The organism is Rhodococcus sp. AB351 (assembly GCF_049538275.1).
GTDB lineage: Bacteria > Actinomycetota > Actinomycetes > Mycobacteriales > Mycobacteriaceae > Rhodococcus.
The window spans coordinates 134,063-147,149 of sequence record NZ_JBMVFW010000001.1 but is presented as its reverse complement, the minus strand read 5'-3'; the positions used below and the strand labels follow the sequence as shown (position 1 = coordinate 147,149).

The window sequence follows — 13,087 nt, the reverse complement described above, 5'->3', positions numbered from 1 at the left end:
AGCCACTCCCCTGCGCCTGGGGTCACTTGATGTCGGAGCCGTGCTTCGTCAGCGGCATGATCTCGATGTTCATGTAGGGGAACAGCGGCAGGTTCCACAGGATCTCGTGCAGTTCGTCGGCCGACTCGACGTCGAAGATCGAGATGTTGCTGTACTGGCCGACGATCCGCCAGATCTCCCGCCACTTGCCCTGGCGCTGGAGATCCTGGCTGTACGCCTTCTCCTTCGCGACGGTCTCGGCGCGCACGTCGGGGTCGAGATCGCGGGGGATGTCGACGTCCATCCGAACGTGGAACAGTGCCATGATGTTTCTCCTTCTTCTGTTCTGACGAGAGCGCGGGTCAGGAACGCGCGTACTTCTTCACGACGTCCATGTCGAGTTCGACGCCGAGTCCCGGCCCCTCGGGCAGGTGCACCTGACCCTCGGAGTAGTCGAGCGGCTTCTGCAGCAGTTCGACGGCGAACAACTGCGGACCGAACAGTTCGGTGCCGTAGTCGATCCCCGGTTCGGCGCACGCGAAGTGGATGGACGCGGCGGTCCCGATGGGACCTTCGATGGAGGTCGCGCCGTGGCACCGCAGACCGGCCGCCTTCGCGACAGCGACGACCTGCTTGCTGCGCTGCAGTCCGCCGCACTTGGTGGTCTTGAGCGCGACGACGTCGGCGGCGCCGAGCTTGGCCACCTCGTACGCGTCGTGCGGGGTCTGCACGGACTCGTCGGCCATCACCGGCGCCGAGACGCGGCGGTTGATTTCGGCGAGCACATCGAGTTGATCTGCGGGAGTGGGCTGTTCGATGAGTTCGACACCACCGTCGACGAGTTGCGGTACGTGGCGCAGCGCGGTGAAGCGGTCCCAGCGGGCGTTGACGTCGATACTGAATCCGACCTCGCCGCCGAACGCCTCGACGATCTTGACGACGCGATCGGTGTCGACTGCCGGGTCGAGCGCGCCCATCTTGAGCTTGAAGGAGTAGTTCAGGCGCTGCTCACGCTTGTGGGTGACCTCCTCGACGATCTCCTCGAGCGGCGCGGCACCGAGCGCCCACCGTACGTCGACGCCGGTCCGGAAGGCACCTCCGAGCAGCGACGCGACCGGCACACCCAGGGCGCGTCCCCACGCGTCGTGCATCGCGACGTCGACGGCGGCCTTCGCGAATCGCGCGTTGGCGACGATGCGCTCGATATCGACCATGACGCCGCTGATCTCGTCGGCCCCGCGCCCGATGATGTACGGCCCGATGTAGCGGTCGACGATCTGCTGCATCGTCTCGACCGATTCGCCGCCCCACCACGGTCCGCCCGGCACGACGCCCTCACCGTAACCGGTGACGCCACCCTCGGTGGTCACCGCGACGAGCAGGATCGGCTGCGCTTCCGCGGTGGTGGTGGCGAACTTGTGGGGTCGGATCAGAGGTACGTCGATGATCGTCGTGGTGACGGAGGCGATCTTCAGATCGGGGTCGGACATCGGAATTGCTCACAATCGGATCGGGGTGTGACAGGGGAATACGTCGACCCTGCATTCAGCACGAATGCCGGTACCCCAGTGGGGCACCGGCATTCGTTACGCAGAACCGACTCGCGCGCGGGGGCCGGATCGGGCGGTTTCCGCGGTGCGGATCACGCTTCGGGGTCGAGCACGAAGTTGTAGGTCACTTCGTCGATGCCGTCGGCGTTGGGCTGCGGATCCAGGATGAGCTCGGGCTTGACGGCCGTGGCGACGTCGTCCTCGACCCACTCGCCGCCCTTGAAGTACAGCTGGGTGGTGATGGCGCGCTTGCCGGGAGCCTTCACCATGAGGTGCAGGTGGGCCGGACGCCAGGGGTGTCCGCCGTAGGAGCTGATGAACCAGCCGGTCGGGCCGTCGGCCGGGATCTTGTAGGGAGCCGGCTTGAGCGTGGTGATCTCGAAGTTGCCGTTCTCGTCGACCTCGACGGTGCCGCGCAGGTTCCACTCGGGGATGCCGGGGGCGAACTGCGAGTAGAAGCCCTCTTCGTCGGCGTGCCACAGTTCGACGGTGGCGCCGGGCAGACCGTTGCCCTCGAGGTCGGTGACCTGGCCCTTGAAGATCAGCGGAGGAGCAACCTTGTCCTTCTCGCGCATCGGCATCGTGCACTTGGCCGGGAGCTTCGGGCTGTTCGGCACGTAGTAGGGGCCTTCGATGGAGCCCTTGGTGCCGGCGAAGCCCTTGCGCTCGTAGTGCACCTTCTCGATCTCGTGCTCGACGAAGACGTCCAGCCACAGCGGCCACTCGCCGTACTCACCCACGTCGATCAGCCACTGCTTGAGCACGCGGTACTCGTCGTAGGTGACCTGGTGCTTCTGGATGATGTCGGCGAAAGCCCCGATCACGTCCTGGAAGATCGCCGACGCGCGCTCGACCGAGGTGTCGGACGTGACCCGCTCGGACTTGAACTTGTCGGTCGCAGCGTTGCCGGACCCGTGGGCGGTGGGGTTCTCCATGGTGGTCATGGGCTCTCCTCGTGAGGGACTGAACTATCGGGAAGTGTGGGGCCGGTGCGACACGGGGGCTGCGGTGATCACCGGTCTGTACGCTGTGCGTACTTGTGTATCGCAGTGCGTACACCACATACTGTGCGTGGTGTCACACAGCTTGTCAACACCGGATCGGGCAGTATCAACAAGTACGCAGGTAGGAGGCAGGATGCCGAGTATCGACCTAGGTAATGGTCCTAGCAACGATCGGGACTTCATCCAGAGCATCGAGCGTGGTTTCGCGGTATTGCACGCCTTCGACGACAAGGACCCCAACCCCAGCCTGGCCGAGCTCGCCGCCAAGACCGACCTGTCGCGACCCGCGGTCCGCCGGATCCTGCTCACCCTGCAGAAACTCGGCTACGTCACGTCGCACGGTACGCGGTGGGCGCTCACTCCGCGCGTGCTCAGCATCGGCCGGCACTACACCGAATCCCACACCCTCGTGGACTCGGCGTTGCCGAAACTCGTCGAGATCGCCGAGCACACCAACGAATCCGCATCCCTCGGCGTACTCGACGGCACCGAGGTCGTCTACGCCGCACGCGTCCCGGTTCGCCGGATCATGAGCATCAACGTCTCCGTCGGCACCCGCGTCCCCGCCTACGCGACGTCGATGGGCCGGGCGCTGCTGGCCTGGTCACCGCGCGAACTCGTCGACCGCGTGCTCGAGGAGACCGAGTTCGTACGGCTCACGAGCGCGACGATCGACAACCCGGACGACCTGCGCGCCGAACTGGCCCACGTGCGCAACCGCGGCTACGCGATCACCTCCGCCGAGCTCGAGGAAGGGCTCATCACGATCGCCGCCCCCGTCTTCGACCCCTCCGGCTGCGCCGTCGGAGTGCTCGCGTGCTCGACGTCGACCGGTCGCCACACCCTCGATTCGTTCCGCGATCTTGCCGCGAAAAGGGTCGTGAACTGCGCGGAAAGGCTCAGCAGCGAGCTCGGCTACCGCCACAACTGACGACTCCCCGGTCACCCGCGCAGCGTGACCGAGGGCGCCACCCCGTACTTGCGCTTGTAGGCCGCCGCGAACCGGCCGGTATGGGTGATGCCCCACTTCAGAGCCACATCGGTCACCGACAGTTCCGTCGCGTCGCCCACCGCGAGTTCCTCGTGGATGCGCTCGAGGCGCAGGTCGAGCAGGTAATCGCGCGGGCAGACCCCGAGATACTCGCGGAAGCCCTCCTGCAGGCGCCGCACACTGACACCGGCCACCTCGGCCATCTCCGCGGTGGTCCACGCCGAGGCGGGATCCTCGTGCAACCGGTCGAGGACACGCTTGATGAGGCGCGGACGCGCACCGCCGGTCGGATCCGCGTCCTCCGGCATGACCGCGAGGATGAACGAGGTAGTCAGAGCGCCCGACAACTGCTCTGCGACAAGCGGATTCCGCCAGAGCGATTCGTCCGCTTTGAGCTGTTCCACGACCGAGCGCAACAGCGTCATCCAGCTCTGGCCCGCCTGCGTCGTCAGATCCACCCGGTTCGGGAGCTGCAGGTCGGGACGGGCGAGGATGCGCGACATCTCGCGCTGCAGATAGTCGCGTTCGAGCTTGATCCCGACGATCTCGCAGTCGTTCGTCCACTTCTGCTCCGGAGCTGCGGTGTCGGGACGGAAGACGGCGGCGTGCCCGACCTCCGACACCAACCCGTTGCCGGCGGCGATCCGACCGGCGATCGGAATGTTCACCGCGTACGCCCCGGGATGTTCGCTGCGGATCGACACCGCTGCTCCCCAGCCGATGCGCGCGAGACGGATCGGCCCGAGTGGCAGCGTGCGGAGCCGGAGCGAGGGCGCGACGTCGTCGAGCGGCGTCAGTTCGTGCTCGAAATAGGCATTCGAGACGACCTCTTCCACCTCTTCCCAATCGACCGGCCCCGGAGTCGGCTCCATTGCCATCGGCCCCTCACCTTCGTTTCCAGCTCGTCGTCGGCGCTCCGACCTGCGCATCCGTGTGGTTCGAGCGCGTGCGATCCAGTGTGATGCGGAACACGGTCCTAGGCAAACAGGGCCCTTCGGCCCACTCACCGCGCTAGGTGGATAGTGACCGCGCTCACTGGATCGCACAAGCTCCACGACGTCCATATGGTCTGTGTCACATCGAATCGAAGTCCACCACAACCCGCACCGGACAGGAGGACGCAGACATGGATCAGCGCACACTCCGCAACATCTTCGGACAGTTCGCCAGCGGCGTCACCGTCATCACCTGCGCGAACAGCGACGGAGAGCCCCACGGCGCGACCGTCACCGCCTTCACCGCCGTCTCGCTCGAGCCCCGCCTGTGCCAGGTCACCCTGACCCGCACCTCCAAGGCCTGCCGGTTCCTGTCCGACGCGCCGTTCGCGGTCAACATCCTCGCCGCAAACCAGCTCGACACCGCACTGCACTTCGCGGGACGCCCCCAGTCGCCCGAGCCGGTCTGGGAGCAGGGCCCCACCGCCCCGATCCTCGCCGGCACCGCCGCGACACTGTCGTGCACGCCCTGGCGCGAATACGACGGCGGCGACCACATCATCTACATCGGCGAGATCGTCGACGCCACCTTCGACGAGACGGTAGACCCGCTCCTGTTCTACCGCAGCACTTTCCACGATCTCGGCGCCCCGAGCACGTCCACCGCGTGGAACGGTTCGCTCGACGACCCGCACAGCGGATGGTTCGACTCCCAGACCCGCTTCGTGCCGTTCGAACTCGCCCCGGCTCACGTCTGAACCCGGTCCGCGCCCGAGACACAGTCCGCCCGAACCCTCTTCATCCCCACCGGACAAGGAGAAACTCCATGACCACCACCGAGCCCCGGCCCACGGAAACCGTCGACCGCTCCAAGGTCAACGTCGCCGCAGACCACCCGGCCAACCAGCAGAAGAACTTCGCCTCCCGCCCGATGACCGGCGACGAGTACATCGCCTCCATCGACGACGGCCGCGAGATCTACCTGCACGGTGAGCGAGTCAAGGACTTCACCAACCATCCGGCCTTCCGCAACTCCATCCGGATGACGGCGCGCCTCTACGACGCCCTCCACACCGGTGAGCACGTCAACACCCTCACCACCCCCACCGACACGGGCAACGGCGGCGTGACCATGCCGTTCTTCCGCACCCCGAAGTCCGCCGACGACCTGCGCGCCGACCGCGACGCCATCGCCGCCTGGGCCCGCATGACCTACGGCTGGATGGGTCGCAGCCCCGACTACAAGGCCTCCTTCCTCGGCACCCTCGGTGCGAACGACGAGTTCTACTCCCCCTTCCAGGACAACGCGAAGCGCTGGTACCGCGAGTCGCAGGAGAAGGTCCTGTACTGGAACCACGCGATCATCAACCCGCCGGTCGACCGCTCGCTCCCGCCGGACCAGGTCGGCGACGTGTTCATGAAGGTCGAGAAGGAGACCGACGCCGGCCTCATCGTCTCCGGCGCCAAGGTCGTTGCCACCGGCTCAGCGATCACCAACTACAACTTCATCGCCCACTACGGTCTGCCGATCAAGAAGAAGGAATTCGCGCTGATCTGCACGGTGCCGATGGACGCACCCGGCATCAAGCTCATCTCGCGCGCCTCCTACTCGCAGAACGCCAACGTCGCGGGCTCCCCGTTCGACTACCCGCTGTCCTCGCGACTGGACGAGAACGACGCGATCTTCATCTTCGACAAGGTCCTCGTGCCCTGGGAGAACGTCTTCATGTACGGGGACGTCGACAAGATCAACAACTTCCTCGGTGGTTCCGGCTTCCTCCAGCGCTTCACGCTGCAGGGCTGCACGCGACTCGCGGTCAAGCTCGACTTCATCGCCGGTCTGCTCATGAAGGCCCTCGACGCCACCGGCGCCGGCGGATTCCGCGGCGTGCAGACCCGCGTCGGTGAGGTCATCGGATGGCGCAACCTGTTCTGGTCGCTCTCCGACGCCATGGTCAACAACCCCGAGCAGTGGATCGACGGCACCGTCATCCCCAAGCTCGAATACGGCCTCACCTACCGCATGTTCGCGATGCAGGGCTACCCGCGCATCAAGGAGATCATCGAACAGGACGTCGCCTCGGGCCTGATCTACCTGCCCTCGTCCGCCGCCGACTTCAAGAACCCCGACGTGCGCCCGTACCTCGACAAGTACGTCCGCGGCTCCGACGGCATCCAGGCCGTCGATCGCGTGAAGGTCATGAAGGCACTATGGGATTCGATCGGCTCCGAGTTCGGTGGCCGCCACGAACTCTACGAGCGGAACTACGCCGGCAACCACGAGAACGTCAAGGCCGAGCTCCTCTTCGCGGCCGAGGGTCGCGGCGACGTCGCCTCCATGAAGGGCTTCGCGGAGCAGTTCATGAGCGAGTACGACCTCGACGGCTGGACCGTGCCCGACATGATCGGCAACTCCGACGTCAGCGCGTTCTACAAGTAACCGACTCCCGCGCGCGGGCGGATGATCTCCGTTCTCCTGCCCGTCCGCGCGCGGCCCCCAACATCCACCCACTGCGAAGGAGCGTCCGAGATGACCACGACCGCTTCGACCTCCGTGTCCCATCCCCCTGCACCGGAATTCGACGCGGTGGTCCTCGGACGCTCCTTCGCCTCCCAGCGGGTCTCGGCCCGGTTGCGCGACGAACTACGGCTGGCGGTCCACGAGATCGGCACCGCGAGCACCGTCCGCTACGACGACATCGACCATCGATGGGAGATCCTCATCGGCGGCACCGTCGTCGGCCGAGCGAAGTTCGTCGTCGACGGGCACGGTGGCCTCACACTGCAGGGCCGAGACGGCGCCGCGCTCGAGCGCGATGCCCTGACGGTGCACGGATTCCCGAATCTGTTCCGCCCCATCGTCGGTACGCGCACGGACCCCGTCGGGTACACGGTGTCCTGCATCGAGTACATGCGCAGCAACGGTCTGGACTACGTCGAGCGACGCCTGCGGACGCCGGTCGCGGACGATGACTTCCCCGAGTTGTCGTTCGATCGGCCCACACCGATCCTCTGGTTCGGTTGAGCGGTCCGGGGAGGACGCACGAGCGGGTGACGACCACGAGGTCGTCACCCGCCTCCGTGCGTCCGTGTCCGCATGCGCTCAACCCCTCAGGACTTCCGTGGGGGTGACGCCGTACCGCTTCCGGAAGGCGGCGGCGAAACGTCCCGGATGGCTGAAACCCCACCGAAAAGCTATATCTGCCACCGTGATTCCCCCAGCAGCGAGATCCGCGTGGGCGCGATCGAGCCGGATGTCGCGCAGACACGCGGACGGACTGCTGCCCACGTACTCGGAGAACGCCTCCTGCAACCTGCGCACACTGGTTCCGGCGATCTCCGCCATGTCGGCTGCCGTCCAGACACGACCCGGATCCTCCTGCAGAGCGTTCAACACCCGCCGGACCATGCCCGGGCGGGGTGCCGGTGACACGTCGTCGGCCGGCGCGACCGCCAGGACGAAGGCCGTGGTGACCGCACCGCCGAGCTGGGCCGACACGAGAGGATTCGTGAGCACCCGGGTCGGCCCGGCGAGCTGCTCGCTCAGCGATGCCACGAGGCGGTGCCATTCCTGCGCCGACCCCCGCAGATCGAGGCGGTCGGGGAGTTCGAGGCGCGACCGCAACGGACCACCGAGGATGCGGTCCGCTTCGCGTTCGAGATGATCTCGATCGAACTTGATTCCGAGGACCGAACATTCGGCGTCCCACCGTGTGATGAGCGACGGGGTGTCCGCGCGGAACACCGTCGCCGAGCCGGGTTCGGAGACGACGGTGCCCGAGCGCCCCTGCGATTCGAGCCGCCCGCTCAGCGGAATGTTCACCTCGTAGGCACCGGGATAATCGCATTCGATCGCGACATCCGCTCCCCAGCTCATCCGGCCGATCGTGACGCCTCCGAGATCGGCCGAGACCAATTCGAGCTCAGGACGATCCACCTTTCCGAGGTCCGTCAACCGGTGCGGGAAGTACACGTCCGCCACGACGCGCGAGGCGTCGTCCCAGTCCTCGATCTCGGGCACACTCACGCCTTCGAGACTAACCGCTGCCGAGACCTGGATCACATAGTCGCGTGATTCGTCCAGGGACCGCGCAATGTGCATCGACCGGCCCGTCGGCCGACTCGTATGGTCCTGGCCACGTCAACAACGGCCCGGCCGTCGCCGGACGGCTCCCGACCCGGAGGTACACCGATGACCAGCACTCTTTCGTGGCTCGACGAGATCACCATGGAAGAACTCGAGCGCAATCCGTACCCGGTCTACGAGCGCTTGCGCGCCGAAGCTCCGATCGCCTTCGTGCCCGTCCTCGGCGCCTACGTGGCGTCCACGACCGAAGCGTGCCGTGCGGTCGCGGCCGGCGACGACTTCGACGGCATCATCACCCCCGCCGGTGGCCGCACCTTCGGTCATCCCGCGATCATCGGCGTCAACGGCGACATTCACCGCGACCTGCGGTCGATGGTCGAACCCGCCCTTCAGCCCGCCGAGGTGGACCGCTGGATCGAGGATCTCGTCCGCCCGATCGCACGACGCTACGTCGAGGCGTTCGAAGCCGACGGCAGAGCCGATCTCGTGGCCCAGTTCTGCGAGCCGGTGAGTGTGCGGTCGCTCGGAGACCTGCTCGGACTGAAGGACGTCAGTTCGGACAAACTGCGCGAATGGTTCCACAAGCTGTCGGATTCGTTCACCAACGCAGCGATGGACGAGGACGGAAACTTCCTGAGCCAGGAACGTTTCGACGAGGGCGACCGCGCCAAGGAGGAGATCCGTTCCGTCGTCGATCCGCTGATCGACCACTGGATCGAGCATCCCGACGACAGCGCCATCTCGCACTGGCTGCACGACGGGATGCCCGAAGGGCAGACGCGGGACCGCGACTACATCTACCCGACGCTGTACGTCTTCCTCCTCGGTGCCATGCAGGAACCGGGAGACGCGATGAGTTCCACCCTGGCCGGCCTGTTCACCCGCCCCGAGCAGTTCGAGGCCGTGGTGGACGAACCGGGGCTCATCCCCCGCGCGATCGCCGAGGGGATGCGCTGGACCTCCCCGATCTGGTCCGGCACCGCACGTATCGCCAAGCGCGACACCGTCGTGTCGGGAATCGAGTTCAGCGAGGGTTCGGTGGTGATGCTGTCCTACGGGTCGGCGAACCACGACATCGACGTGTTCGACGCCCCCAGCCGCTACGACCTGACCCGCCCGCCGCTCCCCCACCTCGCCTTCGGTGCCGGCAAGCATGCCTGCGCGGGAATCTACTTCGCGAACAACGTGAGCCGCATCGGTCTCGAAGAACTGCTCGAGACCATCCCCAATCTCGAGCGGGACACCTCCGAGGACGTCGAGTTCTGGGGCTGGGGTTTTCGCGGCCCGAAGACCCTGCACGCCCGGTGGGAGATCTGACCATGTCGTACACACTGACCGCGGACACCGGCGTCGTTCCCTGCGAACCCGGCCGGACGGTGCTGGAAGCGTTCCTGCGCAACGGCAACTGGATGCCCAACTCCTGCAACCAGGGCACCTGCGGTACCTGCAAGATCAAGGTCCTCGACGGCGAACTCGATCATCGGAACTCGCCGGAGGAGACGCTCACCGCCGACGAACTCGCGGCCGGATTCGTCCTCGCGTGCCAGGCCACCCCGCGCGGCGACGTCGTCTTCGAGACCCCGGCAACGGAGGGATCCGCCGGCACGCATGTGCTGCGCGACGTCGTCGCCACCGTCGCCGAGGTGCGCGACATCGCTGCCGACACACGCAAGGTGTTGCTCACCGCCGACGAACCGCTCGAGTTCTCGGCCGGGCAGTACGTGGAGGTGACAGTTCCCGGGACCGAGATCCGCCGGCAGTACTCGCTCGCGAATCCGCCGTCCGAGGCCAAGCAGTTCGAACTGCACATCCGCCGGCAACCCGGTGGAGTCGCGAGCGAATGGGTCTTCGAGCGCATCGAGGTGGGTGAACGAGTAGCCGTCACCGGCCCGTACGGCGATTTCACCTTCGATCCGGAGGGCACCGGCCCGATCGTCCTGCTCGGCGGTGGGACGGGCCTCGCCCCGCTCGAGGCGATCGTCCGGCAGGCGCTCTCCCTCGTCCCCGACCGGCAGATCCTGCTCTACCACGGGGTCCGTACCTGCGCGGATCTGTACGACGTCGACTTCCTCCGCGAACTGGAGACCCGCCATCCCGGCTTCCGCTACATCACCTGCGTGAGCAGGGAGAGCGGCGGAGACCGCGACGGTTACGTCACCGACGCCTTCCTCGAGGACGTCGCGTCCGCGAAGGAGTTCACCGGTTACATCTGCGGATCGGACGCGTTCGTGGAGGCGTCGGTGAAGGCGTTCAAGCGTCGCCGCATGTCGCCGCGGCGCATCCGGCGCGAACGGTTCACCCCGGCCGGCTGAATACCGTCTCCTCGTACCGCTCGTGCGCCCGCGTTGCTCCGGCACCGCGATGCGCACGAGCGGTACGGCCGTGTCGAGGGGTCTTTCCGCCTCCGGTCGCTCGAGGGCCTTTCGGCCCTCCGCCCAGGGGTCCTAGGTATCCCTAGGCATTTGCCTGGTGTGACCGTAGCCACAGGCTGTCATCGTGGAGATATCGCCGGACACATCGCGTCGAGCCGGACCGGAAGAACCCGGTCATCACGAATCTTCAGTACAGGCTCGGCCGCGTCGGACACCGCCCCGTCCGTCCCGGGAACGAAGCCCGATACCTGGAGGATCCCATGACCGACATCGTGGAGCACGTGCGCACTCGCCTCGACGGCGCACTCGTCGAAGACCCGAGCACCGGGCGGTACCAGATCCGCCGTGACGTCTTCACCGACGAGGAGATCTTCGAACTCGAGATGAAGCACATCTTCGAGGGCAACTGGGTGTACCTCGCCCACGAGAGCCAGGTCCCGAACGTCGGTGACTACTTCACCACGTACATCGGCCGCCAGCCCGTCGTCATCAGCCGCGACAAGGAAGGCGAGCTGCACTGCCTGATCAACGCGTGCAGCCACCGCGGCGCGATGCTGTGCCGTCGCAAGACCGACAACCGCACCACCTTCACGTGCCCCTTCCACGGCTGGACGTTCCGCAACAACGGAAAGCTGCTGAAGGTCAAGGATCCCCGCGACGCCGGCTACCCCGAGCAGTTCAACACCGACGGCAGCCACGACCTGCGGAAGGTCGCTCGTTTCGAGAGCTACCGCGGTTTCCTGTTCGGCAGCCTCAATCCTGACGTCAAGTCGCTCGAGGATCACCTCGGCGACACCACGAAGATGATCGACATGCTGGTCGACCAGTCGCCCGAGGGCCTCGAGGTGCTGCGCGGTTCGTCCACCTACACCTACGACGGCAACTGGAAGCTGCAGGCGGAGAACGGCGCCGACGGCTACCACGTCTCGGCCACCCACTGGAACTACGCGGCGACCACCGCGCGTCGCACCGCCGGTGAGTCCAGCAACGAGACCAAGGCGATGGACGCCGGCACCTGGGGCAAGCAGGGCGGCGGCTACTACTCGTTCGACCACGGCCATCTGCTGCTGTGGATGTGGTGGGGCAACCCCGAGGACCGCCCGCTGTACCCGCGCAAGGACGAGCTGGCGAAGGAGTTCGGCGAGAAGAAGGCCGAGTTCATGGTCGGGGCGTCGCGCAACCTGTGCCTGTACCCGAACGTGTACATCATGGACCAGTTCTCTTCGCAGATCCGGCACTTCCGCCCGATCTCCGTGGACAAGACCGAGGTGACGATCTACTGCATCGCACCGAAGGGTGAGAGCGCCGAGTCCCGCGCCAACCGGATCCGTCAGTACGAGGACTTCTTCAACGCGACCGGCATGGCCACCCCGGACGATCTCGAGGAGTTCCGCTCCTGCCAGAAGACCTACCTCGCGACCGCCGCACCCTGGAACGACATGAGCCGTGGCGCGACCCACATCCTCAACGGACCCGACGAGGTCGCGAAGGATCTCGGGATGACGAAGGTGCTGTCGAGCGGTGTGAAGACCGAGGACGAAGGCCTGTACCCGATCCAGCACGGCTACTGGCTCGAAGCGATGCGCGAGGCCATCGCCGCCGAGAGCTCCGCCGCCGACCCGTCCGCGCTCTGAGAGGAACCGGAATCATGACTGCCGTACACGAATTCACGCAGACCGACATCGAACAGTTCCTCTACCGCGAGGCCCGGCTGCTCGACGACCGCGAGTTCGAGCAGTGGCTCGAGTGCTACCACCCCGACGCCGAGTACTGGATGCCGGCCTGGGACGACGACGGCACTCTCACCGAGAACCCGCAGACCGAGATCTCGCTGATCTACTACCCGAACCGCGGTGGCCTCGAGGACCGGGTGTTCCGCATCCGCACCGACCGTTCGTCGGCGACCTCGCTGCCCGAACCCCGCACGGGACACAACATCACCAACGTCGAGATCCTCGAGCGTCGCGGCACCGAGATCGATCTGCGGCACAACTGGTTCTCGTTGTACTTCCGCTACAACACCACCGACACCTACTTCGGAACCACCTTCCTCACCCTCGACGTCTCGGGCGCACAGCCGGTGATCAAGAAGAAGAAGATCGTCCTGAAGAACGACTACATCCACCACATCGTCGACGTCTACGTCGTCTAGTTCCACCCCGATCACGA

13 protein-coding genes are annotated in these 13,087 nt (G+C 66.1%); 8 read left to right on the top strand and 5 right to left on the bottom strand.

Annotation, left to right across the window (positions count from 1 at the left end):
- Positions 1–22 precede the first annotated feature (22 nt).
- From catC to catA, 3 genes are all read right to left on the bottom strand, one after another.
- Complete coding sequence (gene catC, locus ACPCXD_RS00760) at positions 23–304, bottom strand: muconolactone Delta-isomerase (protein ID WP_064062455.1); 282 nt, start codon at positions 302–304, stop codon at positions 23–25.
- A gap of 37 nt (positions 305–341) precedes the next feature.
- Entirely contained in the window at positions 342–1,469 is a 1,128-nt protein-coding gene (locus ACPCXD_RS00755) for a muconate/chloromuconate family cycloisomerase (RefSeq protein ID WP_106201043.1), read from the bottom strand.
- 152 nt (positions 1,470–1,621) lie between these two features.
- On the bottom strand, positions 1,622–2,473 hold the full coding sequence (gene catA / locus ACPCXD_RS00750; protein ID WP_423657894.1) for a catechol 1,2-dioxygenase: 852 nt from the start codon (positions 2,471–2,473) through the stop codon (positions 1,622–1,624).
- A 193-nt stretch (positions 2,474–2,666) separates the two neighbouring features.
- On the opposite strand from catA, the gene ACPCXD_RS00745 reads away from it, so the two are divergent.
- Positions 2,667–3,464 carry an IclR family transcriptional regulator domain-containing protein gene (locus ACPCXD_RS00745; RefSeq protein ID WP_423657892.1) on the top strand — a complete coding sequence of 266 codons (798 nt, stop codon included), beginning with the start codon at positions 2,667–2,669 and terminating at the stop codon, positions 3,462–3,464.
- An 11-nt stretch (positions 3,465–3,475) separates the two neighbouring features.
- Here the strand turns inward: ACPCXD_RS00745 and ACPCXD_RS00740 are convergent, their stop codons facing one another.
- Complete coding sequence (locus tag ACPCXD_RS00740) at positions 3,476–4,396, bottom strand: AraC family transcriptional regulator (RefSeq protein WP_423658811.1); 921 nt, start codon at positions 4,394–4,396, stop codon at positions 3,476–3,478.
- Positions 4,397–4,650: 254 nt separating this feature from the next.
- On the opposite strand from ACPCXD_RS00740, the gene ACPCXD_RS00735 reads away from it, so the two are divergent.
- The 3 genes from ACPCXD_RS00735 to ACPCXD_RS00725 all read left to right on the top strand — a co-directional run bounded on the left by ACPCXD_RS00735 (position 4,651) and on the right by ACPCXD_RS00725 (position 7,484).
- The gene (locus tag ACPCXD_RS00735; protein WP_059382682.1) at positions 4,651–5,217 is read left to right on the top strand and encodes a flavin reductase family protein; all 567 of its coding nucleotides are present in this window, start codon (positions 4,651–4,653) and stop codon (positions 5,215–5,217) included.
- 68 nt (positions 5,218–5,285) lie between these two features.
- Entirely contained in the window at positions 5,286–6,899 is a 1,614-nt protein-coding gene (locus tag ACPCXD_RS00730) for a 4-hydroxyphenylacetate 3-hydroxylase family protein (RefSeq protein WP_059382681.1), read from the top strand.
- Positions 6,900–6,989: 90 nt separating this feature from the next.
- Positions 6,990–7,484 carry a hypothetical protein gene (locus ACPCXD_RS00725; RefSeq protein ID WP_106201040.1) on the top strand — a complete coding sequence of 165 codons (495 nt, stop codon included), beginning with the start codon at positions 6,990–6,992 and terminating at the stop codon, positions 7,482–7,484.
- Positions 7,485–7,562: 78 nt separating this feature from the next.
- Here the strand turns inward: ACPCXD_RS00725 and ACPCXD_RS00720 are convergent, their stop codons facing one another.
- Positions 7,563–8,486 carry an AraC family transcriptional regulator gene (locus tag ACPCXD_RS00720; RefSeq protein ID WP_423657889.1) on the bottom strand — a complete coding sequence of 308 codons (924 nt, stop codon included), beginning with the start codon at positions 8,484–8,486 and terminating at the stop codon, positions 7,563–7,565.
- Between the two features lie 165 nt (positions 8,487–8,651).
- Here ACPCXD_RS00720 and ACPCXD_RS00715 point away from each other — a divergent pair, with 165 nt between their 5' ends.
- The 4 genes from ACPCXD_RS00715 to benB all read left to right on the top strand — a co-directional run bounded on the left by ACPCXD_RS00715 (position 8,652) and on the right by benB (position 13,070).
- On the top strand, positions 8,652–9,863 hold the full coding sequence (locus ACPCXD_RS00715) for a cytochrome P450 (protein WP_423657887.1): 1,212 nt from the start codon (positions 8,652–8,654) through the stop codon (positions 9,861–9,863).
- Between the two features lie 2 nt (positions 9,864–9,865).
- On the top strand, positions 9,866–10,858 hold the full coding sequence (locus ACPCXD_RS00710) for a 2Fe-2S iron-sulfur cluster-binding protein (RefSeq protein ID WP_423657885.1): 993 nt from the start codon (positions 9,866–9,868) through the stop codon (positions 10,856–10,858).
- Between the two features lie 320 nt (positions 10,859–11,178).
- A complete protein-coding gene (gene benA, locus ACPCXD_RS00705) occupies positions 11,179–12,552 on the top strand; it encodes a benzoate 1,2-dioxygenase large subunit (protein ID WP_088898053.1) in 1,374 nt (457 codons plus the stop codon).
- Positions 12,553–12,566: 14 nt separating this feature from the next.
- On the top strand, positions 12,567–13,070 hold the full coding sequence (gene benB, locus ACPCXD_RS00700; RefSeq protein ID WP_088898054.1) for a benzoate 1,2-dioxygenase small subunit: 504 nt from the start codon (positions 12,567–12,569) through the stop codon (positions 13,068–13,070).
- Positions 13,071–13,087 lie beyond the last annotated feature (17 nt).

Excerpts from the sequence above, each read along its gene's own strand:
- ACPCXD_RS00740 (WP_423658811.1), bottom strand. The coding sequence starts at position 4,396 with ATGGAGCCGACTCCGGGGCCGGTCGATTGGGAAGAGGTGGAAGAGGTC.
- ACPCXD_RS00715 (WP_423657887.1), top strand. The coding sequence starts at position 8,652 with ATGACCAGCACTCTTTCGTGGCTCGACGAGATCACCATGGAAGAACTC.
- ACPCXD_RS00725 (WP_106201040.1), top strand. The coding sequence starts at position 6,990 with ATGACCACGACCGCTTCGACCTCCGTGTCCCATCCCCCTGCACCGGAA.
- benA (WP_088898053.1), top strand. The coding sequence starts at position 11,179 with ATGACCGACATCGTGGAGCACGTGCGCACTCGCCTCGACGGCGCACTC.
- catA (WP_423657894.1), bottom strand. The coding sequence starts at position 2,473 with ATGACCACCATGGAGAACCCCACCGCCCACGGGTCCGGCAACGCTGCG.
- ACPCXD_RS00735 (WP_059382682.1), top strand. The coding sequence starts at position 4,651 with ATGGATCAGCGCACACTCCGCAACATCTTCGGACAGTTCGCCAGCGGC.
- ACPCXD_RS00730 (WP_059382681.1), top strand. The coding sequence starts at position 5,286 with ATGACCACCACCGAGCCCCGGCCCACGGAAACCGTCGACCGCTCCAAG.
- catC (WP_064062455.1), bottom strand. The coding sequence starts at position 304 with ATGGCACTGTTCCACGTTCGGATGGACGTCGACATCCCCCGCGATCTC.
- ACPCXD_RS00710 (WP_423657885.1), top strand. The coding sequence starts at position 9,866 with ATGTCGTACACACTGACCGCGGACACCGGCGTCGTTCCCTGCGAACCC.
- ACPCXD_RS00745 (WP_423657892.1), top strand. The coding sequence starts at position 2,667 with ATGCCGAGTATCGACCTAGGTAATGGTCCTAGCAACGATCGGGACTTC.
- ACPCXD_RS00755 (WP_106201043.1), bottom strand. The coding sequence starts at position 1,469 with ATGTCCGACCCCGATCTGAAGATCGCCTCCGTCACCACGACGATCATC.
- benB (WP_088898054.1), top strand. The coding sequence starts at position 12,567 with ATGACTGCCGTACACGAATTCACGCAGACCGACATCGAACAGTTCCTC.